19 protein-coding genes are annotated in these 22,262 nt (G+C 35.9%); 11 read left to right on the forward strand and 8 right to left on the reverse strand.

Annotated features, from left to right (window positions below; genetic code table 11):
- Positions 1–78: 78 nt before the first annotated feature.
- The 3 genes from BT1A1_RS03775 to BT1A1_RS03785 all read right to left on the reverse strand — a co-directional run bounded on the left by BT1A1_RS03775 (position 79) and on the right by BT1A1_RS03785 (position 2,444).
- A complete protein-coding gene (locus tag BT1A1_RS03775) occupies positions 79–597 on the reverse strand; it encodes a DUF4411 family protein (RefSeq protein ID WP_034768296.1) in 519 nt (172 codons plus the stop codon).
- Positions 594–1,736: an ImmA/IrrE family metallo-endopeptidase gene (locus BT1A1_RS03780; protein ID WP_034768298.1), complete on the reverse strand. Its 1,143-nt coding sequence runs from the start codon at positions 1,734–1,736 to the stop codon at positions 594–596. Before BT1A1_RS03780 ends, BT1A1_RS03775 begins: the two co-directional genes overlap by 4 nt.
- A 336-nt stretch (positions 1,737–2,072) precedes the next feature.
- Entirely contained in the window at positions 2,073–2,444 is a 372-nt protein-coding gene (locus tag BT1A1_RS03785; RefSeq protein WP_375293585.1) for a hypothetical protein, read from the reverse strand.
- Positions 2,445–3,021: 577 nt separating this feature from the next.
- Between BT1A1_RS03785 and BT1A1_RS03790 the strand changes: the two genes are divergently transcribed.
- From BT1A1_RS03790 to BT1A1_RS03820, 7 genes are all read left to right on the forward strand, one after another.
- Positions 3,022–3,786, forward strand: a complete 765-nt coding sequence (locus tag BT1A1_RS03790) for a threonine/serine exporter family protein (RefSeq protein ID WP_034768310.1) — start codon at positions 3,022–3,024, stop codon at positions 3,784–3,786.
- A gap of 315 nt (positions 3,787–4,101) precedes the next feature.
- Positions 4,102–4,554, forward strand: coding sequence for a threonine/serine exporter family protein (locus BT1A1_RS03795; protein ID WP_034768312.1), 453 nt, complete (start codon positions 4,102–4,104; stop codon positions 4,552–4,554).
- A 91-nt stretch (positions 4,555–4,645) separates the two neighbouring features.
- Positions 4,646–5,101: a divergent PAP2 family protein gene (locus BT1A1_RS03800; RefSeq protein WP_034768315.1), complete on the forward strand. Its 456-nt coding sequence runs from the start codon at positions 4,646–4,648 to the stop codon at positions 5,099–5,101.
- A gap of 322 nt (positions 5,102–5,423) precedes the next feature.
- Entirely contained in the window at positions 5,424–8,126 is a 2,703-nt protein-coding gene (locus tag BT1A1_RS03805; RefSeq protein ID WP_156103171.1) for a GTP-binding protein, read from the forward strand.
- Between the two features lie 186 nt (positions 8,127–8,312).
- A complete protein-coding gene (locus BT1A1_RS03810; protein WP_034768319.1) occupies positions 8,313–8,714 on the forward strand; it encodes a hypothetical protein in 402 nt (133 codons plus the stop codon).
- Between the two features lie 122 nt (positions 8,715–8,836).
- Positions 8,837–9,634, forward strand: coding sequence for an arginase family protein (locus BT1A1_RS03815; RefSeq protein ID WP_034768321.1), 798 nt, complete (start codon positions 8,837–8,839; stop codon positions 9,632–9,634).
- 315 nt (positions 9,635–9,949) lie between these two features.
- A complete protein-coding gene (locus BT1A1_RS03820) occupies positions 9,950–11,122 on the forward strand; it encodes a DHH family phosphoesterase (RefSeq protein ID WP_227139798.1) in 1,173 nt (390 codons plus the stop codon).
- A 171-nt stretch (positions 11,123–11,293) separates the two neighbouring features.
- Here the strand turns inward: BT1A1_RS03820 and BT1A1_RS03825 are convergent, their stop codons facing one another.
- Positions 11,294–13,792 carry a bifunctional diguanylate cyclase/phosphodiesterase gene (locus tag BT1A1_RS03825; RefSeq protein ID WP_034768323.1) on the reverse strand — a complete coding sequence of 833 codons (2,499 nt, stop codon included), beginning with the start codon at positions 13,790–13,792 and terminating at the stop codon, positions 11,294–11,296.
- 313 nt (positions 13,793–14,105) lie between these two features.
- On the opposite strand from BT1A1_RS03825, the gene BT1A1_RS03830 reads away from it, so the two are divergent.
- Both BT1A1_RS03830 and BT1A1_RS03835 read left to right on the forward strand, forming a co-directional pair.
- Positions 14,106–14,462 carry a DUF3147 family protein gene (locus tag BT1A1_RS03830; RefSeq protein ID WP_034768325.1) on the forward strand — a complete coding sequence of 119 codons (357 nt, stop codon included), beginning with the start codon at positions 14,106–14,108 and terminating at the stop codon, positions 14,460–14,462.
- 135 nt (positions 14,463–14,597) lie between these two features.
- Positions 14,598–14,954: a DUF3147 family protein gene (locus tag BT1A1_RS03835; protein ID WP_034768327.1), complete on the forward strand. Its 357-nt coding sequence runs from the start codon at positions 14,598–14,600 to the stop codon at positions 14,952–14,954.
- 118 nt (positions 14,955–15,072) lie between these two features.
- On the opposite strand, the gene BT1A1_RS03840 is transcribed toward BT1A1_RS03835, so the two are convergent.
- Together BT1A1_RS03840 and BT1A1_RS03845 are read right to left on the reverse strand one after the other, a co-directional pair.
- Positions 15,073–16,659 carry a GGDEF domain-containing protein gene (locus BT1A1_RS03840; protein ID WP_034768329.1) on the reverse strand — a complete coding sequence of 529 codons (1,587 nt, stop codon included), beginning with the start codon at positions 16,657–16,659 and terminating at the stop codon, positions 15,073–15,075.
- 520 nt (positions 16,660–17,179) lie between these two features.
- On the reverse strand, positions 17,180–18,535 hold the full coding sequence (locus tag BT1A1_RS03845; RefSeq protein ID WP_034768330.1) for an MATE family efflux transporter: 1,356 nt from the start codon (positions 18,533–18,535) through the stop codon (positions 17,180–17,182).
- A 232-nt stretch (positions 18,536–18,767) separates the two neighbouring features.
- Here BT1A1_RS03845 and BT1A1_RS17350 point away from each other — a divergent pair, with 232 nt between their 5' ends.
- The gene (locus BT1A1_RS17350; RefSeq protein WP_051988992.1) at positions 18,768–20,546 is read left to right on the forward strand and encodes a PAS domain-containing sensor histidine kinase; all 1,779 of its coding nucleotides are present in this window, start codon (positions 18,768–18,770) and stop codon (positions 20,544–20,546) included.
- A 231-nt stretch (positions 20,547–20,777) separates the two neighbouring features.
- Here BT1A1_RS17350 and BT1A1_RS17745 read toward each other — a convergent pair whose 3' ends face one another.
- Positions 20,778–20,939, reverse strand: coding sequence for a type II toxin-antitoxin system antitoxin (locus BT1A1_RS17745; RefSeq protein ID WP_034768332.1), 162 nt, complete (start codon positions 20,937–20,939; stop codon positions 20,778–20,780).
- 13 nt (positions 20,940–20,952) lie between these two features.
- The gene (locus BT1A1_RS03860; protein ID WP_034768334.1) at positions 20,953–21,795 is read right to left on the reverse strand and encodes an SPFH domain-containing protein; all 843 of its coding nucleotides are present in this window, start codon (positions 21,793–21,795) and stop codon (positions 20,953–20,955) included.
- 200 nt (positions 21,796–21,995) lie between these two features.
- On the opposite strand from BT1A1_RS03860, the gene BT1A1_RS03865 reads away from it, so the two are divergent.
- Positions 21,996–22,199 (forward strand): hypothetical protein, encoded by a 204-nt coding sequence (locus BT1A1_RS03865; RefSeq protein ID WP_034768336.1) that lies wholly within the window; start codon positions 21,996–21,998, stop codon positions 22,197–22,199.
- Positions 22,200–22,262: the final 63 nt, after the last annotated feature.

The raw sequence follows: 22,262 nt of genomic DNA on the forward strand, positions 1-22,262 counted from the left end.
TATAAAGTAATTCAGGGGGAAAACATAATGACCCCTAGCCAAATGGTCAGGGGGATTTTTAAATCTATGTAAATAATATTATATGATGTTAATAGATACTACAGCTTTTAAAGCACGTAGCATATCAAACGTGTTTATGTATGGAATATTAAAAGCTTTACAGACATTAGGGATAAGTACTCTTTTTTTTGCATCTTTGTTATATTCTTCGTGTGTAACTATTGTATGATTATATGCTAAAGCATAAGCGATTAACCAGCTATCTGCAACACTTGCAAATTCAGCCTTAGCATATTCCCTAAATTGCACTTGCTTTTGTACCCATTCTATAATTATCCTATATGCAGAGAAAACATTTTGATCATCTGTTGACATAAACCACTGATCAAAATTGGTTATTGCCCAGTTTCTAAGAGGATCATCATTATTACCTTTTTTTAGTTCATTTCCAATTCTATCAATACTAATAATTTTTCCACTTTCAGCAAATTTCTCTAATAGTTCCCAAAAAGAAGGGGCAATATCAAAGGAGTAGTATCTTCGGTATGCTTCAATAAATACATTCGCATCTAACAAAAACTTTACCTTATTTTTCATTCGTAAAATGCCCCCTCCTGCCTATTTACGAACTCTTCAAAAGTGCTGTTAGTAAGCCCTGTTAAACGATATGCATCTCGATATAGGAGCTTTCCAGATTTGACATTGCTTATCACAGCTTGAGAAAAACGGCGTCCCACTCGTAAAGTTTGTGTGGCGTAGAAGTTGCCGCCATCACTACTTTTGTTATTCCATTCATCTTTTTTATTTCTATAATATTCAAAATACTCTTGTTGAGGAATTAATCTTAAATCAGCAGCTCTTCTAACAACTACTAATTCGCTTACCTTAAATTTCCTTGCAATAGTTTGATATCTGTTTGTATCTTTGTGATGTAATTTCCAATGATTCAGAAATTCTTGTTCTGGTACCAAAAATTCTGCGGCTGTTTGATTACATGCTTGTTCTATTTTATCTACGGATGGTTGCAATTGTTCTAAATCAAATATTGCACTTACACCGTACCAAATATGTGCTAACTCATGGGCTAGTGTAAACATCTGTGCTGCCTTTCCATCAGCCCCATTGATAAATATCAAAGGTGCATATTCATCAATAAGAACAAACCCTCTGAATTCATTTACATTTAATTTTCGATGGGTATTGTTCCCGACAATTCCACTTACCATTATTAGAATTCCAATATCCTCGATTCTAGCGATTAAGTTTCGTAATGCATCCTCCCAAGTACCTCTCTCGGCCGCCCAACCATCTTTTAATCCTAATTTCTCTTTAATATTTGCAGCAACTTGTTTGGGATCATCAGATAATTTTGCTGTACCGATAAAACTTAATGGTTCGCTTCCTAAATCTATTAAATAGTCACGCATCCATTCTTGTCTACGTTCCATGGTGCGTATAGTTTCTAATAAATCAGCACTAGGCTGATCAGTACTACGGGTAGATATGGTCCGATAATGCGGAATTGTTAATTTCTCTTGAGGTGGTTCGGATAGAAAAAAATAACCGATAGGAGTCGCTGTTGCTTTGGCAAAAGTTTCCAGTTGTTTGAACGTTGGTTGGCTTTTATTGTTTATCCAATCATTTAGTCTTGGAAAACGACTTTCCAATACTTGTATGCCACCAACACGATCAGCAGCCCATTTAAGTATCTTAGGATTTATTTCAACTTTAGCCACGTTTACCCCTCCCTTCATTAATTATAATATGAAATAAATACTGTATTTTCAATAATAAAATGGCTTGTAGGGAAAACATGTGCATAGGTAAAGAAAGGCATTTGAAATGACAATAGAAAAAGAATCCAAACCGATTTTTCAACAATTCAGCGTAAATTCAACAGTCCAGAACAAATTTCAACAATCGAACCTGAATTTCAACAATGTCTCAGCAATAAAAACGCCAGACTTCAAAAGGAGCCTGGCAAAGCACACTGTAATAAGTTAAATCCGTTTCATTTGTTCACTTCACGTTCTGTCCCAATCCTGATATTGTAGGTATAAAGTAACAACAAGTTAAAATCCGTCTTCATTTGCTGTAAACGGGATGTTGAGGCGATTTTCAACGTTACGTAACCGTTGATTTAACCGTTGTAATCTGCGTGTTTGTTGTTGGTTGACATCATTTAATCTTGTCACTTCACCATTTAATCTTCTTATTTCTTGATTGATTCTTCTAATTTCCTGATTCAGTCTGCCAATTTCATTATTTTGTCTCGTCAGTTCTTCGGATTGTCGTTCGTTTTGCCGTTCAAGTTGGGTAACGCGACGTTCCAACGCAGGGGGTTGTCTGTAAAAGTATTCTTCATCAACTTCCATCATGTTATTATATCCGTCCCCTTCAATCGGAGTAACCGGATAAGTCGGATAATAATAATACGGGTACACGGGCAAGCACTCTCCTCTTTTTATAGTCAATACCCTATATTTTTATGAAAATAACCAAGAAATGACCGGGCGTATTTCCCATTTTCCTAAATACAACCAATGACAATGTAGCGATAAAATATTGTTTTCAAATTGAAAGGGGTCGGTTTTAGGTGATAAGTCAATCTGGTCCAAAAACAAATAAAAATAATAATTTTGGAGATTGTTGGGAACTGCAAAAAATTAGAAGATTATGCTTGCAAAGGAGAACAGGTAATTTTCGGAGTCTGTTCCCATCTATATCAAAACGAAAAACGATCCCTGCAAAGACACCGGATAATTTCAAACAAATCTAAACTGCAGTATTTTAAAAACCCGTTGCATGAGCAAAATTCATTGTATAAACTGAATGAGGAGCGATTTTGACATCGAAAAAAAAGACTTTCATTGTTTAAACTGGATATGACAATTTTGACAAGACAAAAAAACCGCAATTCAAACAAACAAAGTTCATTTTTTAAACTGAATATGAAGCGATTTTGACAAAGTAAAAACCAAGTTTCAAGCTTATATGATTCGAAAAAAGTGGGGAACGAGAATGGAGAAAAATAGACAAAATTTCATAGATGTAAGTGAAATATGTTTACTGGCAGGAGAAATCATGTTGGCAAGCGGGGCGGAAACATATCGGGTAGAGGATACAATGGTCCGAATTGCACATGCTTACGGTGTAGAGAATGCTGAAAGTTACGTGACTCCCACCGCAATTATCTTTGCCGTCAACGGAGAGTTGTATCCGGCCGGAACGAAAATGAAACGAATTGAACGGCGAACAACTGATTTGAATAAAATTGCTACCGTCAACAGCCTTTCCCGGGAAATTAGTGAAGGAAAATGGACAATGGAATCAGCATACGAGCGACTAAAACAAATAAAAAAGGAAAATATATCTTTTTCCGTCCCGATCCAACTATTAGCTGCCGGTATCGCCAGTGGCTGTTTTGTTATTATGTTTTTAGGAAAATGGATCGATGTCTTACCGGGGATCGTTGCCGGTAGTATCGGCTATTTCTGTTTTCTTACCATTCATCAAATCGTGAAAGTTCGTTTCTTTTCTGAGTTTGTTTCATCATTAATTATTGGATTTACTGCGAATATTTTTGTTTATACAGGAATCGGCGACCAAGCAGATAAAATTATTATCGGTTCGGTTATGCCGCTTGTTCCCGGACTGCTGATTACGAATGCCATTCGAGATTTGATGGTTGGACACTTGATTTCCGGATTAGCGAAGGGAGCAGAGGCATTGTTGACAGCTTTTGCCATCGGAGCAGGTATAGCGGTTGCTTATGCGATTTTTTAAAAAGATAAGAAAGTATAAAAATACAAGTAAATAACTTGGGATTAGTTTTATTGTCTAGCTCCGAGCGCCAGCGACTAGCAAACTTCACTCCCCTCCACTACGATAAGTCAACATCGGCTCGTCACTCGCCGTGTTTTCCTTTTCCTCGAAAATGCATTCGCATTTTCTTCGTGCGATGCCTATTCGGGGAAGCAAATCTGTTCTCATTGCGGGGCGCTCCAGTTTGTACGTCGCTAAGCGGGCGCTCTGCGCTTTTCTTAACGAATCCCATTGAACAGAAGATGATTAGAAAAACCGGTTAAGGATGTGGAAACATTGATTGCCCAATTAATTACTAGTTTTCTTGCAACAAGTGGCTTTGGAATCCTCTTTAATGTACCAAAAAACGCGATTATAAAATGCGGACTTGTCGGTATGATTGGCTGGTTTATTTATTTTTCTATGGTTGAAAAAAGGATTGATGCAGTTCCGGCAAGTTTTGTCTCAGCGTTTTTTATTTCGGCCCTTAGTCATGTTTTTGCAAAAAAGTATAAAACCCCTGTGGTTATTTTTATCGTTGGAGGTATTATCCCACTGGTACCGGGTGGCCTTGCTTATGATGCCATGAGGAATTTTGTCAGCAATGAGTATAGTATAGCCATTGAACTCGCTGCCAAAGCATCGTTAATTGCCGGGGCAATTGCCATGGGGATTGTTTTTTCAGAAGTGTTTAATAATACCATTAAACAAGGTGTTTCAGTAAGGAAATCAAAAAAGATGAATGAATGAAGTTAGCGAGCAGCATGGAAACATGATAAGTCACAAAAAAATTTTACATAATCCCGTTTCGTTCATAGAAAACTAAATGGGAGGTGGTTTGATGAATAAACCGATAATAACAGCACTTGCAACGATTGGAATTGCACAGTTTTTAAAAATGCCAATCAGAAAAATAACAGGAGGAAAGTGGGATTGGCGTTTGTTCTTTGAAACAGGCGGGATGCCAAGTTCCCATTCGGCAGGTGTTTCTTCACTTGCTACATATATAGCTAAGAAAAGAGGGGTAAAAACGATTGATTTTGCCCTTGCTTCCATATTTGGCCTGCTTGTCATGTATGATGCCCAAGGTGTTCGCAGGCAGGCTGGGGAGTTATCGATTAAAGTAAATGATTTGGAAGAAGAAGTGGAGCGGTTACGTGGCCAAAAGGATTATCATTACCATGATCGCAAATCAAGAAAACTTCGTGAAAGATTAGGACATCAGCCGGTTGAAGTTTTAGTCGGTTCGCTATTTGGCATCATCAGTGGAATCATTTCTCACAAGTTTTTTGAATAGTTTATTTCAGGGTCAGGTGAAAAACGCTTGACCTTGGTATTGTTATGAAATTGGAGAAAATTAACATGACCATGACAGGTAAAAACGCTTGACCTTGCGTATATTTATAAAAAATTATAATGACGGTAAAAACGTGTGACCTTGGTATTGTTATGAAATTGGAAAAATTAACATGACAGGTAAAAAACACTTGCCCTTGCATATTGTTACGAAATTGAAAGGAAATTAATATATAATAGAGAACAAAGTTTGTTAGAATAGTTATTTATTGAATGGAATATGTTAATATGAATGAAATAATAAAAACCAGGTGGTCAAAATGTTGGAAAAACAATTCATTACGAAGACGTATTACCGGTCGCTTATTCATGAAAATGATTCCCGTCACCCAATTGAAATTTTAGGGGAATTATTTGCTGAGGAAGAACAGAAGGAGTTTCCCGATGCATCCGAAATTCGTTTTGCCCAAGGTGAAGTCTATTTTCATAATAAAGATTATGAAGCAGCCATCTTTAAATGGGAAAACGTGCATAACGAATTAGAACCATGGGCGAAGAAAAATATTGCCGATGCCTATTTGGAACTTGCCATCTATCCGGAAGCAGAAAGTATCTATCAATCGATTAATACAGAGTCCCTCACTTTACGTACAGAAGTTTTATTGCAACTATTTTCTCTTTACATCCAACAAGAAAAATACCAAAATGCCAATCAAATGATTAAGAAAATGGTAAAATTAAATCCGGACTATCCCAATGTAACCAAATTAGCACGTTCATTTTTTGAGAAACAAGAAGATTGGCAAAGTGCTATGGAATTAGCAATACAAGAAGGGGTTCGGACTGAAAATCTTAGTTGGTTTGAACTTCTAAAATCATATATTAAAAACGGGCATGCGAAACAACAATTGCCAAACTTTTTCTTTGATGCTTTAACCGTTGCCAGAAAAAATGCCCCGGACTTATTTGAACAACTGGTCATAGCGTTATGGAATAATTATGAAACCGAACAAGAATTTTTCCAATGGTTGAAAGCTTTTAATACGTACTTAAAAAACTTGGGGTGGGAAGAGGAAGATTACAGCTATAATTTTCTTTCCAAAAAGTATAAAGAAACATATGACGAATTGATGGGCGGCAGTTACTCATTAAAACAACTTACCGATATGATCCCTGATTTATTAAATGCATGGATAAAAATTGTCGGAAAAGAGGAAGAAGTTCTCCCTTCATCGGCCATTTTTGCTTGGAATGAAATTGTCCCTGATCGATTTCAGGCTGATGCATTAAAAATAGCAGAAAAAATCTTGTTTAATGCCGAGGTCAATGTTGATGTTCTTGAAAAAAGCAAGGATCTAAATATCGTCATTGATAACTGGACGGATAAACACAATCTCGATCATAATATTCGAATCCAAGCGTTATCCCGACAATCGCTGGATTTTCATCATCAACTTACCGGTGTCATCAGTTTCAATCATGATACAAAGACCGGATTTCTTAATCACTTTTTGCAAGAGGAAATGGTTGTGCGGAACAACCGGGAAGGTGCCGTTTCCATTTATAAATACAGTGATGAAATGAAAATTATTCAATACCGGGATTATCAAGAACAGGAATTATCACTTGATCAATATATGGCATCAATGGAACGAGGGAAGCCGGCGAAAATTTGTTATGAAGTAAATGTACCTAATCAATTGCTGGAACGTAATCAATTGGTAATTGTGGAATTGCCGGAATTGAATCGCGCATCCGGATTAACAGATGCATTCATTGAAACGATGCAAATTTTGGATAGCTTACTGGTTGTGGTAGATGTAAACCAAGGCTTGCCAGAATCGAGGCAAAAATGGATTGAAATGATTCAACAGCAGTTTCCTCAGTTAAAAACATATTTTATTCAGGTTGGCACCGATGCTAACGAAGAAACAAAAAGTTACCTAGGTGCGGAAGTTTTCGTTTACGATTATACAATTGAACACCGGGAAAAATTGGCCGATTTCCTAACAACCGATTGGCAACAAAATAAACTGGTGCATCAACGAATGAAAAAATACTTATTTTTGATACAAAAAAAGATAAGAAACTTGTTCGATCAACGGATGAAAATGAAAAGTCAATTGGAAGAAACGATTCAAAGTAAACAAGACTTGGCCCGAAAAGTAAACGGTGCAATCAACCAGTTGGAAGACCTGATAATAGAAAAAATTAATATGATTAGAAAATCGTTTATTTTAGCAAATGAGGAGACAAGAAAGGAATTAGTAAACGATATACCTGTAATTTTAAAAGCTACGGCTAAAACAATTACAAAAAAACGTGATTTCCAGCGCATTCATATCGAATTGAATGACGAAATGAATAAGAAAATCGAAACGTATTTGAATGAAGAATGTATGCCGAAGTTTTTATCAAGAATTCGTGATTGGCTTGTGTTGTGTGAAACCGAGTTGAAAGATGGAAAAACATTCCTCGATGAGATTGCTGAAGGGTTTAATTCTTTGATTGGATTTGATCGTTTACAACTCCCTTGTGATTTTATGATATTGGAAGATTGGGAGAGAGATATTGACCGTTTGACAAGCGGGGTCAATTATGAACCGGTAAACATTTTGCTTCGTTATACGCCAAGGCAAGTATTATTAAAAAGTGCCGGTAAAGTGTTTGGTAAAATTATTCAAAATAAAGAGATGTTTGTTAATGGTTTTAAACAGCTGATTGAAACTGGAAATTACGGACCGATAGTAGAAACTATTGCTGACCGCTTTTTTACACCGTTTCATTTAATTGAGCAAGGCATTGAGCGGGATTTGCGACTGTTTTTCAAAAATGCTTTTGAAGAGTTAAAGGGCTTGGCAGAAGAAACTGATAAAGAAATAAATGAAAAAACGATGGAACTGGTGGAAATGAAGGAAAATCCGGAAGCATTCCGTGATCCGCTGAAAATCTTTGAAATTACCAGGCTTCAATATAAATATATTTTAGAAATTGATGAAATGGCCTATTCTCAAGTCAATTCATGAAAAAAATCACCCAACCGCATTTTCGGTGGGTGATTTTTTGTCTTAAATGAACAAAAAACTTGCCCATGTTCGAAATAAAAAACAACTGTTCTATTTTCCTTTTTCGATCATAAAAATGGTTATAAACGTATTGGTGATTTTTGCTCTGATTATGATTACAATTTATTTCAAACGGGGGAAGTGGGTATGGTGAATTTTGAAAAAACACAAGATTTCATAACGGAAGAGATGGTGGAAAAATTTTTTCAATTAAATAAACAGGCAAAGGAAATCGACAAAGAGCTATCCCGATTGAAAAAAGCATTTAATCAATATTTTGATTTAACGGTTGGGGAAAATCAAAAAGGAGTCCTCACTTTTGAATCATTTGAGCTCCAACGACAAATACGGGTTGCGGAAAAATTCCGTGAAGAAGAAACGGTGAAGAAATTGGAGGAAATGAATTTAACCGATTGTATTAAGGTTGTCAAACAAGTGGACGAGGAAAAAGTAAAGGCGGCAGTAACGCTTGGTATCCTACCGGCAGAAATCTTGACCGATTATAAAGACAGAAAGCATATTCCAGTCATTGCTGTGAAGGAAAGATAATCAGGTTGGCGATGCCGGACAGACTCGTTTCCATCCGGTTTATGCCAATTACAGGAAAATAGTATAACCAATTTGCTCTTATATGTTAAAATAATAGTAAAAATCGCTAGGAGAGGAGCAAAATGGAAGACAGTGGGAAAATTACTTTTTTAAACTTTGATAACAGTTTAACGGAACAAACATTTCTGCAAAAATTTCCTCATCATTGGGTCGACTGCTCAAATATTCCACACACGAACGGCTTTTGTGAACAAGATGCATTAGACGAAATTCGCAACCGACTTATCAAGCAAAATGTCCATTCATTCGTTTTAATTGGAAATGGAAATTATCATTATGTCACTTATTTACTGATGGAAAGGATAAAAAAACCGTTTTCTCTTGTCTTGTTTGACCACCATGATGATATGATGGATCAGGGAGAAGGATTGATTTCTTGCGGGTCCTGGGTTGCCTATGCATTAAAAAATAATCCTTTCCTTCAAAAAGTTTGTATCATCGGTGTAAATGATCATAATATTTCTCCTATACCGCTTGAGCATTTTGGGGATCATGTCAAGATCAAATGGATCACCAAGAAAATACTCCAACAAGTTCCTTTATATGAAATTGCACAAGATGTCCGTACTTTTCTTGATAATGAAACAAATCTTTATATTAGTATTGATAAAGATGTTTTATATAAAAAAGAAGCCTTCACGAATTGGGATCAAGGAAATATGTCTTTGGTCCAATTGCTTTATCTGTTGGAAGATTTTGCTCAACATTATGAAATTGTTGGGATGGATATTTGCGGGGAATATTTGCTTGATTACCGAAATGAATATCATTCGATTTCATGGGAATATGTGAAAATGAATGAACTTGTCAATCGGGTGATCATTGAATTTATCTTGGAGCTGGAATTGAAAACACTTTAATTGAGGACAAGCTAAAAATAAGCATTTAAAAAACGATCCATCTAAAAATTGCAGTCATTTTCGTTTGAGGACAAGCTAAAAATAAGCATTTTAAAAAACCGATACAACATAAAATAATTGCAAACATTTTCCTTGGGGGACAAGCTCTAAAGTGGTAAAGGATTGAAACTTCCTTCTATTGATGACACAGGGCATGCCACCGGTCCAAAAATTTTAAGATCAAGAGGTTATTTCTGATTTTTTATCCCCATTCCTGTGCATAAAGTGGTAATATTTAACACATAATGAGTTTGCAGAATACGGGAGGTTATTTTTTTGAAGATCAAATTATTTACCGATACAGATTTAGATGGTTTAGGATGTGCGATTGTTGCCAAACTTGCCTTTGGTGACGATGTTGAGGTCACCCACTGTTCTTATCGTAATTTAAATCAACGGGTCGAACACTTTTTGCAAAATGAAGATAATAAAAATATAAAATTATATATAACCGATTTGGCCGTTAATGAACAGGTCGAAAAAAAATTAAATGAACGCTATCATCATGGCGGTCACGTACAAATGATCGACCATCATGTAACGGCTCTCCATTTTAATCAATATCCATGGGGCTTTGTCCAACCGGAATATGATAATGGAAAAAAAACGTGCGCCACATCACTGCTCTTTGAACATTTTGTAGAAAATCAACAATTGGAACAAACACCGGCATTGGTTGAATTCGTTGATTTAGTCCGCCAATATGATACATGGGAATGGGATGAAAATGATAATATTTTGGCAAAACATTTGAATGATTTATTTTTCATGTTCGGTCGGGAACAGTTTGAAGAAGATTTGTTAAAAAGGCTAAAAGAAAATCCGGATCTTTTTCAATTAACGGATATGGAAAATATGCTCATGGATGTGGAAGAGAAAAAGATTGAACGGTATATTTATGCAAAGAATAAGCAGATCGTTCAACGTTTTGTCGGCAAATACTGTATCGGAATTGTTCATGCAGAGCAATACTTGTCCGAGCTTGGTAATGCACTAAACAAAAAGAACCCGCATCTGGATATGATTGTATTGGTAAATGTAGGGACGAAAAAAGTAGGTTTCCGTACTATCCATGATGAGGTTAATGTTGCACAGTTTGCCAAAGAACTGGGCGGTGGCGGCCATCCAAAGGCATCGGGATGTGATTTGAATGAAGAAACGTTCAAACTCTTTGTCACAGATGTTTTCCATCTCGAACCAATTAAGCCGGACCCTGAGAAAAATGAAGTGAATGTAAAGGATGCGCTTCACGGTACATATTATGAAAATCGAAATGGTGAAATTAGTTTTATTAAGAAAAACAATATGGGAAAATATATATTAGTTCATCAAGGCAGGCTACAAGAGGTGCAGTTTAAAACATTTGAAGAAGCGGAAAAATATGTAAAACGAACCTATCAATCATGGCTTCAATTTGATCGTGATATGAATAAATACCATAAAAACTGACGAAATAAGGCGACTGGACAGGATCATTTCCTTTTCAATCGCCTTGTTTGCAGAATATGAAAGTATAAAAATATTGGCGAAGAATGAATTGATTAGCAACTTCCGCATTTTTCGCCACGAGATTAGCTCTTGAGGCCAAATCAAGCGGACAAAAAATAAATTTTCGAAATGCTAATTTCTATTTATTGAACTTTCAATAAACTCTTCCAATGGCAAGGGACGGCTAAAATAATATCCTTGAGCAAGAATATTCGAAAATCTATTAATAAACGCAAGATGTTCCTTTGTCTCGACTCCTTCGACAACAATATCCAAATGTAAAAGTTGCCCCATTATAATAATTGCGTTCGTTAATTTAGCTATTTTTTCATCGCTTAATACATGAAAAACATAAGATTTATCAATTTTTAATGTATCTACGGAAATATGCTTTAAATACCCAATCGAAGAAAACCCTTTTCCAAAATCGTCAATCGCAATGCGAAATTGTTTATTTTTCAATTCTCCAATCGTCTTAATTAAGTCGCTATCTTCTTGTAAAGTCACCGTTTCAGTAATTTCAAATTGAATTTGTTTCGCATTTAGTCCATATGTTTGGAGAATTTGATCAACTGTCGGTATAAAATCAGGATGTTTTAATTGTTTTAAAGAGAGATTAATGCTGACAAACAAGTTTTCAAACCCTCTTTTGTTTAATTCGGCCAGATCCTGACATGCTATCTGTACAATATACGTGCCAATCGGAATAATCAATCCGTTACTTTCTGCGACGTCGATGAATTCCTGGGGCGAAATTGCACCTTCCTTAGGGTGGTACCAACGGGCAAGAGCCTCTAAGCCAGTAATTACCTTTGTTTTTGGATTTACGATTGGTTGATAGTGAACGGTAATCTCATTATTAAATAAGGCATTGTTGAGATGATGTTCGATCCAGTTTTTGCGAACCCGACGATATTCCAAGTCATCATTATAAAAAACATATTGATTTTTACCTAATCTTTTTGCTTCAGTAAGAGAGATATCGGCCATTTGAATTAATTTTTCACTATCAACTCCATCATAGGGGAATAAACAAATACCGATGCTGATGGAGAGAAAAACTTCATTATGTTCAATTGGAATAGAAGTGTGCAAATGATTGATTAAATTTTCTGCTTGTTCTTTTATTTCATCCTTATTCCCACCCATCAAAATGGCAAATTCATCACTGCTCATATGGGCAATAAATGCATGATGATAAAGACTCCTTAACTTTCTAGCTACCTCAATGAGCACGATATCACCAATTTTGTGCCCGTAGGAATCATTAATATTTTTAAAATCATCAATATCAAGTAAAATGAGCGCAAATTCACTATTAAAGTCGCTCTTGATAATTTTCTCATCTAATTTCTCCAGAAAATATAGCCGATTCGGTAAATCCGTTAAAATATGATGATAAGCTTGATGCTTGATGCGGTTCAAGTATTCCTGTTGCTTTGAAATATCTTGAAACACGACAACCGAGCCAAGAACGGTATTGTTTTCAATTAAAGGAGTAGCAACATAAGAAACCGGAAAAGTCCGTCCGCTTTTATGAATAAAAATATCCTCATCGATCCGTATCGTTTCCTTGCTCTCCACACCTTTACAGATCGGGCATTCCGAAACATGAAGGATGTCCCCGGATTTACTGCCGTGTATAAGACTGTGGATTTCTTTTCCTAAAAGTTCATGGGACTGATAACCTAATAACCGTTCTCCTTCCCTGTTGATAAACGTCAGTTGACGATGTTGATTGATAACGAAAACGCCTTCACCAAGCGAGGCCGTAATCGTTTTTAATCGTTTTTCATTCATCTCGAGTTTTCTTCGTATATAAATAAGTTTTTCAAATGGATCTTTAACCGTTGATAAATACAGAACCCTCATGAAAAATAGAAATCCTAGAACTTTGTAAACATGTCCCAGCAAATTAAGAGAGTCATAGACGCTTTTATATAGTGTAAAAATAAGTTCACTGAGTAGTAAAAAAGTAACAGCAACAATGAAATGTAATGTAACGGTTTTCCTAAATTTTTTATAAATGATCGCTAATTTAATCATCGAAATAAATAATAGAAAACTAATCACATATTCAAGAAAATTTTTTAATGTTGTCGTTCCTTGACCTTCAATGACGAGTACCGGAAGTTTGTTCTGCAAATAAGAAAAGGTTATCAATATGACAATAATAGTAAGTAAGGTATTCAAGAAATAAACTCTTTTCTTGGCAAAAGATACGGTTTTCACTTTTGCATGTAAAATATAAACCATAAAAATTGCTTGAGTAAATCTTGCTAAAATCCAAAACCAAGTAGCATTATTTGCTGAACTGTCAATAACCATCGATCCCGGCATGCCGTTATATGTGAGTAAATGAAATAGATCAAAAACAGCGATGAGCGTAAATCCTGAAAAATATAGTAAACGATCCTGATATTGTTTATAAGAAAAAACAATCCAAGACTGAATAGCGATACTGGCAGAGATGATAATACTGGCCAATTCAAGCACGATATGCATAAATAAGAAATCCGTGTAATTAAATAAAATTGGGTTCTCTTTCAATAAAATCAAGATAATTAAATAAAATATAATACCACCTGACAAAATGAGAAGGTTCTTTTTTTCATTTCTAATCAACTTCATCTCATAATGACCGCCTTTGAAATGGATTTTTTCTAAAGTGACAGCAAAAGTGATGTAATATTCCTAATATATAAGATACAGGAAAAATCGAAATCTGTCGAAAAAAAACTATGTAAATTTATGCTTGTAGAAAGAAAGCTCCTTGTATAGTTTATAAGGATGCGCTTACACTTTAATGTATAAAAAATGTTCACAAACATTTGCCGGATTCTATTATAAAATAGTACTTAGTGAACAAATTAACAAGTTTTGTTTGTGAATAAACGTCACGAGTCACTTGACGGTTATAAAAATAAAAAGGATTGAGTATAAAATGGCGACAATATCTTTATTTGGAATCATAATTCGTTTTTTATTGGGTGGAGGTGCTGTGGTAGCTTGTACGGTTATTTCGAGGAAAGCCGGTACGAAAATCGGCGGTATATTTGCTGCTTTTCCCGCTGTATTTCTCGCTGCTCTATTAACCTTGCGACTTGATATGAAAGGAATGGATTTAATTCATCAATCAATTATTCTTTCCCAAGGTGCGCTTGTCGGAATGTTTATAAATATTATCTGTGCGATGGCAGTTGTCTATTTTAGCGATCGTCTTGGCTGGAAAAAAGGTTTGACTCATTCGCTAATCGGGTGGTTTATTGTCTCACTTGGATATGCTGTCTTTCTCGGCTAATTGAAAAAGGGGTTATCGAATAAAACCTTTCTTTTAAAAACTTTTTATCGGTATGTTAAGCAGCCGGCTGTGTAAAAGACATCAAGATTAAGGGTTTAGAACTAGAATGAAAGAGTTACTTTGGAGGGACCGGAATTGGATACAAAAGATTTACTGTACCGCTTTTTATTTGGCGGTTTAGCTGTTGTTTTAAGTTACGTAGCATCTGTTTTATTGCCCTGGAAAATTATCGGTGGTATATTCGCCGCATTTCCAGCCGTTATGATTGTTGCGGTCATGATGGTAGGGATAAAAAAAGGGTCTAAGGAGGCTGCAAAAACGGCAAATGGGTCGGTATACGGGATGATTGGCTGTTTTATTTGTGTCATTGCGGTCCTATTGATGCTAAAATGGACTGACCTTTGGCTTGTCAGTTTATTAATCGGGCTTGTGGTTTGGTTTTTTAGTTCAATTTTCCTTGTTCATTTGCGGGAAAATGGAGTTAGAAAATAGTCTGAAGTTGATCATCAGGTGAAAAGGACAAACAAAGGCAACCCTTTCATAATAGAAAATAAGGGTTTGCCTCTACTTAAAAGGGATCGACATAGATACTTTTAACCGAAGCAACCCGCTACCATTCGTTATCATTTGTTATCGTCTTCGTTTTCACGATAATGGTATTTCTAGTTTTTTTCGCTTCATACAATGCTTCATCGACCCTCCGATAAATATCATTGAACTGGTCATTTATTTCCCAAACTGTTACCCCGATACTAACGGTGATGTTTATGCATTGTTCATTAATAAGAATTGAATAATCCTCCATTTTCTGATGAATTCGTTTCGCAAGTTGTACCCCTGCTTGTAAATAAGAATTTGGTAAAATAATAATAAATTCTTCTCCGCCAAATCTGCCGAGTATATCGGTGGTTCGAACGGAACTAAGGAATATCTGGGCTGCCTTTTGAATAACAATATCACCTACATCATGTCCATATCGGTCATTTACGGATTTGAAATGATCGATATCAATGAGTAAAATGGAGAATGGTTTATGTTCATTATTTGCTTCTTTAATCAGTGAGTGTAGGAGGCTGTCAATATATCTCCTGTTGTACAACCCTGTCAAAAAGTCAGTTCGAGCTTCTATTGAACGAATCTCATTAATTTTTTCCAATTCTTTAATGGTCTTTTCCAATTTTTTGTTTTTTTCTTCCAATTCCTGTTTTGCATTCGTCAACAAAACATTTAATTGACGGTTTTCTTTAAGCAAGATAAATAAACGAATAAACAGGAGGAAAAAGCTAAAAATTAATCCGATAAATAACTCATCAATTCCCCTATTATAAATTCCGTATATAATAATTAACAGAACGATACTAACTAAAGGAAGGAAATGGGATTGCGTCAAATCCTTTTTTCTGCTATTCATTCTCTCTGGTAACTGATCATTATCTGCATATAAAGTTGCCATACTTATATAAAACATCCCCATCGTATATAAGGGATTAAGATAAATTAATAAATCTTCTAAATTATAAATCAAAAAGAACAGATAAATACAAGTGCTGATCAACATCGTTACGGTGCTTAAAGCAAATATGTTTAATGATTTTTTTGAAACGATCGCTTGTTTTACGAAAAAGCGTGCATGAAAGATACCAAATAATATAAGCAGTTCCAAAAGCGGATAAGATAGTAAAATGGTAATCTCGGGAATCGTTGCGTTAAGGTGAGTGAAAAATGGTCCCACCAATAAATACCAACTAAATGAGGAAATGACCATAACGATAATTAGAATATCAACGATCGTAATCGCCATCCTCGTTTTTCGTAAATCATGGGAGACAAGAAATATAAACGCAGCCAAATAAAAGAGCGGTTTCAGGGAAAATATGATATTGGCTAAATTAGGTGATAATGGAATTTGTTCCATCTTTAAAAAATAAATATCCCAAATCAATTCCCCTAGAAAATAGAAAACTGTCCCGAGAAATAACAATCCCCATAAAACTTTTTCAGCACTTCTCTTTTTCCTAACTGTAAAAAATAGAATGACGGTTGATACGAGTGGTCCGGTTATTGAAAGGATTCCGGCAATAAAATATTTTCCTGGATGATCAGGAGCAAAGATGATGACAATATAGTAAAGCAAAATATGGACGGGTATATAATATAGTAAAAATTTTTTAAGGGAATTCTTATTTATATGAGTCATTATTCATTTCTCCCTAAAAATTATGGTAAATAAAACAAACACAAACGGAATACAGTTATAGTTATTTATACCTAAATTTATTGTATCAAATATCGAAATTATGTCCACAATTAATGGGAAATACTGAAAAAGAAGACATTGGTACCACAAAATTGAAAATAAAGCAGCGAAGTATAGGTATAAAGAACTACTATGTTCGTCTGTTGTTTGATAAAGAAAATTTGGCGACTCGTGAGGAAAAATGTGAATTTTTTTTTATACGTTAAGAAAGTATAAATTTCCAGCAAAGAAGCGAATTCGACGTAGTTGGAAATTTTAAGAATTAAGTATAAGTGCAACTACGGCTCTGCTCTCGCCTAAAGGCTCGGCAGTCGCCGAGTTTTCTTTAACTGCAAAGCCTTCCCTGCGCCACAAAATTTCCATCTACATTTTTATGTAAAAAAAGAGCCGGGGAAGGGTAAAGGAAATCGCCATTAACCCGCCACCAGCTCATCATCTCGAATATATTCTATGAAACAGCTTATATATTTTTTGCAACAACTTCTTTTCGGGTCCATGGTTTTGACAGCCAACGCTTATAAGCAAATATGCCGCGAACCCATTCATCCAGACCTTGTGCGATCCAAACACCCAGCAATCCAAGACCGAACACAATCCCTAAGAAATAGCTGAAGAGAACAGCTACACCCCACATAGAGATTACGCCGATAATGACAGGGAAGCGAACATCGCCGGCAGATTTTAACGACCCCATTAACACGATATTCATCGCACGCCCCGGTTCAATAAAAACAATTGCCCATAATACCGGTAACCCGATGGCAATAATTTCCGGATCGTTTGTAAATAGTTCGAGTAACGGTTTACCAATAAGTGCGATTACTAAAGAGGTCGCAAGTGAGACAAACATGGAAATTTTCAATGTTTTTATTCCCCGTTGCAGAGCTCGATCATATTGTTTTCCACCAATGTAACGGGCAACTAATAATTGAGTCCCTTGGGCAATGGCCGTCGTGAATAAGAAACAGACCATTGATATGTTCAAAATATAAACTCTTGCTGCTAAAGCACTGGAACCAAGCAAGGCAACAAAACTGGTAATAACAATTTGCGAAAACTGATAAGATAAATTTTCTCCGGCAGAAGGGAGACCGATTGCCAATAATTGTTGAATATCCGTTTTGTCAAAGTTAACTAAGTCTTTTATATAAAGTTTTAAAGTTAGTCTTCTATAAACTAAGAAAATAAATGCACAGATAACAAAGATACGCGCAATAACGATCGACCAGGACACCCCGACGACACCGGTAACAGGGAGACCGAAAATACCTGTGACGGAAAGGATGTTACCGGTAATACTGATAAAATTCATGATAACCGTCACAATCATCGCATCTTTCGTGTAACCATGGCTTCTTAATACAGCACTTAATGCTAATGAAACGGCTTCTAAAAAAAGTGAAATTCCCGTAATTTTTACAAATGTTGAAGCATAAGGAAAGACATCGTCCTCAAGTTCATAAATGGAAAGGAAAACATCACCAAATAATAAGATACTAATAGTAATGATAATTCCAACCCAAAAGTTAAAACCAAAGGCCGAACGGGATAATTGCCGAGCACGATCAAGCCGGTTGGCACCGAGATTTTGGCCGATTAAAATGGTTGCCCCAATCGATGTGATGTTAAACACTAAAATGGCGATATTTAAAATTTGGTTAGCCACACCAACACCGGCGACCGCCTGATCGGAATAATGACTCAAAATAAGCGTCGCAATAATTCCAATACTCATATGTAGAGTAATCTCAATAAATAACGGCCATGTAATACTGAACAATGTTTGTTCTTGATATTTGTTTGTTGTTTCTGTCACGCTGCTCCCCCTTTGCTGTTTCTCATATGAAGATTGTATACCTTTATTCTCGAAATGGGAATAAGAAAAACGTGACATTTTTGTTGAGATAAAAGGAAGTGGAAAATTACCATCGTAATGGATTATTTTGTCAATTATAAATAACCATGATATGCTATAATCAAGAATCATGTATTGTCATAAATTGGAAAAAAAGTGTTATTTTGAAAGGATAGTGGAGGGGTGAACCTGCTTGGAAATAATTCCACATTTGGATTTAGTGGAGATAATGAAACAAATAACTGATGCTTTTTTTGTCCTTAATCGGAATGGGAAGTTTAAGTTTATCAATAAGAGGGGGGCTGAAATTTTAAATAGAAATCATCCGAATGATTTGATTGGAAAACTGATTTGGGATGAGTTTCCTGAAGTATTAAAAAGTAATTTCCATCTTCATTATTATCGTACAGTCATGGAAAAACAGATTCCGGTAGAATTTGATGAATTCTTTCCAGAGCCGCTTAATCGTTGGTATCATGTACGTGTTTATCCAATAACAGATGGAATCACTGTTTTTATTCATGACACAACGGATAAAAAACTAAGGCAAAAACGAAATGCTGCTTATTACGAACAATTGTTTATGAAAAATCATGACGGCATTCTTTTATTGGATGTTGACGGCAAGATTACCAATGTTAATGATGGGATTGAGCGAATCTCCGGGTATAGATCTTCTTATTTTATTGATAAACAATATTTTGACCTTGAGGTGGTAAAAAGGGAGGACCTCGGTCTCCTGCGTACTGCATTTCAGAAAGTGAGAAAAGGGGATATACAACATGGTATCATCGACATTTTTCACCGCAATGGGTCTATTATCCATTGTGATATAACCAGCTTTCCTGTTGAAGTCATGAATGAGATCGTCGGTGTTTTTGCGATTGTTAGAGATGTGACGCAAATAAAAGAATTAGAATGTAGTCTCCGGAGAAGTGAACAGAGATACCGTTCGTTAAAATACCATAACCCTGAAGGCATTTGTTCTTTTGATTTAAACGGGAAGTTGATCGGGGTGAACCCTGCATTGGAACGAATGAGCGGCTATTCAAAAGAGGATTTTTTGCAATTGCATTTGGAGCAGTTATTTCACCCGAAAGACATACCAACATTGAACAAATGTATCCAAGGTATTTTAGATGGCAGGGGCACGGTTGATTCGTTTGAAATAACAATGATCAATAAAGCAGGACATTATGTTCATACGGTTGTCACTGTCGTACCAATTTATATTGATGAAAAGTTGGAAGGCTTTTACTTAATTTTTAAAGATGTGACAAAAGCAAAAATGACGGAAGAATTACTTATTCAATCGGAAAAATTATTTGCCGTCGGACAGCTGGCGGCTTCCATTGTTCATGAAATCCGCAATCCGCTAACATCCTTAATGGGATTTTTACAGCTAATTGAACATAGTGATGGAGAAAAAAATGAATATTTAAAAATTATGTCCGACGAATTGATGAGAATCCATTCGATTACCAATGAATTACTCGTATTGGCAAAGCCGCAAGCAAAAAAGACAAATAGGGAAAATATTCCTTCACTTTTGAACGATGTAATGAAATTGATGGATTCTCAAGCAATAAAGGTGGGAATTGAGCTGGTTTTATACAGTGAAGAAAACGTACCGGATATTATGTGTGATGGGCAACAGTTAAAACAAGTGTTTATCAATTTAATTAAAAATGGGATTGAAGCAATGGATGAAAAACCGGGAAAAATTACGATTCGGGTCGTGAGAAAAGATCATCACATTATCCTTTCTTTTACTGATGAAGGAATTGGTATGACGCCGGAACAAATTAAGAAGCTGGGCGAACCGTTTTTTACAACGAAACAAAAAGGCACAGGTCTCGGTATGTTAACGACTTTCAAAATTATCGAGAATCATGAAGGAAACATTGAAATTGAAAGTGAAGTTGGAAAAGGGACAACCATCCATGTGATTTTACCAATTCAAAGCGAATAAAAATTCCTGGAAAGATCTTTCCAGGTCGGTTTTCAAAGAGATTGTTGCTTATTGATTATAATAAAAGCAATTGGCGAGCACCCAATTGCTTCTAGTCTGACTTCTATTAAAAAGTTTTACGGAGCTGCTTCTGTATCCAATAGCAACAAAAATTGTGGAAATGTCCCTTTCAAAAAAGGATCTGGTTTAAGTGCTTTTTCGTTAAACTAAGCTTTTTTTAAACAAGAGTTTTTATTTCTCGTCCTTTTTTAATCGCCCGCTTTTTTTAGCCGCTTCCCGGAGAAGATATTCAATATGACTATTGACACTGCGAAATTCATCCTGAGCCCAACGTTCAATAATGGCAAAAAGTTCAGAATCGATTCGGAGCGGAAAGTTTTTCTTTTTCGGCATTATGTATTCACCGTCAATATAAGCTTCCTACATTAATAACCGGTTGCGTTCCACGATCTGAAATGATAGCTACCATAATGTTATTGACCATATGGACTTTCCGCTCTTCATCGAGATCCAAGACCCCGTTTGCTTCAAGTTGTTCCACCGCCATTTGAGCCATGGAAACAGCACCCTCAACAATCTTTTGCCGTGCAGAGAGAATAGCCCCCGCTTGTTGACGTTGAAGCATGGCACTGGCGATTTCGGTGGAATAGGCAAGATGTGTTAACCGGGCTTCTATCACTTCAACGCCTGATACTGCTAACCGTTCTTGAATATTTCGTGCCAATTCCTCAGAAACGATATCGGAATTTCCTCGCAGTGTTACCTCTTCATCAGCAAATGTATCGTACGGATATTTTCCAGCGACATGACGGATAGCTGTCTCACTTTGAATTTCAACAAACTCTTCATAATAGTCTACTTCAAAGACTGCTTTTGCTGTATCAACTACCCGAAAGACAACCACTGCCGCAATTTCAATCGGATTTCCTTCCACATCATTCACTTTCAATTTTTTACTGTTAAAATTACGGACACGTAAAGACACGGTTTTTCTTAATGTTAGTGGAACAGTTAAAAATAGCCCGCTGTTGCGAATGGTACCCATGTATTTTCCAAAAAAAGTAATCACTTTTCCTTGATTAGGCTGAACAATTGTAATTCCGGTAAAGAGAATAGCTGCAATGAAAGCAAATAAAATAACGAGAAAAATGTTTTCAATAGAGACAAAATATACAGCTGCCCCGGCAAATAAAACAATTAACAAAACGCCGATGAACCCATTGATTGCAAACGCATTTTCTTCTCTCATAACACCACGTCCTTTTAATATTATTTTTATATTATTATGATATCATACTAATATAAAAATGGCAATTTTTAAACAAAGTTATTTTTGGATTGAATGGACAGATGCGGGGGGAACGAAAAAATGGTTATTTATGAACATGTTTGGCGAGAAATTACAAATACTATAAAAGTCCAAAGATTATTCTTGGTAGGAGGGAAAGCATGGGTAAAAGGAAAACAGAGGATTTACTGACAGATACACAGAAACAACCAACGATCACCGTTAGTACAGAGATGAATTCAGCACACCCGTTTCAGGCACAGCATTATTATCCCGGCGATTCGGTTAATGAACATAAAAACTTGGAGGAGGCCAACCTGTTAATAAACCAGGGGGAAATCGGCCAGCAAAAGGAAAATAATTAATTGAACCATATGGTTTTCGACTTAAATGTCCCTTTATAGGTGTTCTATGGGACATTTTGGCTT

This window comes from Caldibacillus thermoamylovorans (assembly GCF_000751775.1).
Lineage (GTDB): Bacteria > Bacillota > Bacilli > Bacillales > Caldibacillaceae > Caldifermentibacillus > Caldifermentibacillus hisashii.

What these genes read in the sequence shown, in the direction of transcription:
- BT1A1_RS03775 (WP_034768296.1), bottom strand. Translation starts at nt 597, where the DNA reads ATGAAAAATAAGGTAAAGTTTTTGTTAGATGCGAATGTATTTATTGAA.
- BT1A1_RS17745 (WP_034768332.1), bottom strand. Translation starts at nt 20,939, where the DNA reads ATGCCGAAAAAGAAAAACTTTCCGCTCCGAATCGATTCTGAACTTTTT.
- BT1A1_RS03830 (WP_034768325.1), top strand. Translation starts at nt 14,106, where the DNA reads ATGGCGACAATATCTTTATTTGGAATCATAATTCGTTTTTTATTGGGT.
- BT1A1_RS03865 (WP_034768336.1), top strand. Translation starts at nt 21,996, where the DNA reads ATGGGTAAAAGGAAAACAGAGGATTTACTGACAGATACACAGAAACAA.
- BT1A1_RS03825 (WP_034768323.1), bottom strand. Translation starts at nt 13,792, where the DNA reads ATGAAGTTGATTAGAAATGAAAAAAAGAACCTTCTCATTTTGTCAGGT.
- BT1A1_RS03800 (WP_034768315.1), top strand. Translation starts at nt 4,646, where the DNA reads ATGAATAAACCGATAATAACAGCACTTGCAACGATTGGAATTGCACAG.
- BT1A1_RS03790 (WP_034768310.1), top strand. Translation starts at nt 3,022, where the DNA reads ATGGAGAAAAATAGACAAAATTTCATAGATGTAAGTGAAATATGTTTA.
- BT1A1_RS03815 (WP_034768321.1), top strand. Translation starts at nt 8,837, where the DNA reads ATGGAAGACAGTGGGAAAATTACTTTTTTAAACTTTGATAACAGTTTA.
- BT1A1_RS03860 (WP_034768334.1), bottom strand. Translation starts at nt 21,795, where the DNA reads ATGAGAGAAGAAAATGCGTTTGCAATCAATGGGTTCATCGGCGTTTTG.
- BT1A1_RS03810 (WP_034768319.1), top strand. Translation starts at nt 8,313, where the DNA reads ATGGTGAATTTTGAAAAAACACAAGATTTCATAACGGAAGAGATGGTG.
- BT1A1_RS03840 (WP_034768329.1), bottom strand. Translation starts at nt 16,659, where the DNA reads ATGACTCATATAAATAAGAATTCCCTTAAAAAATTTTTACTATATTAT.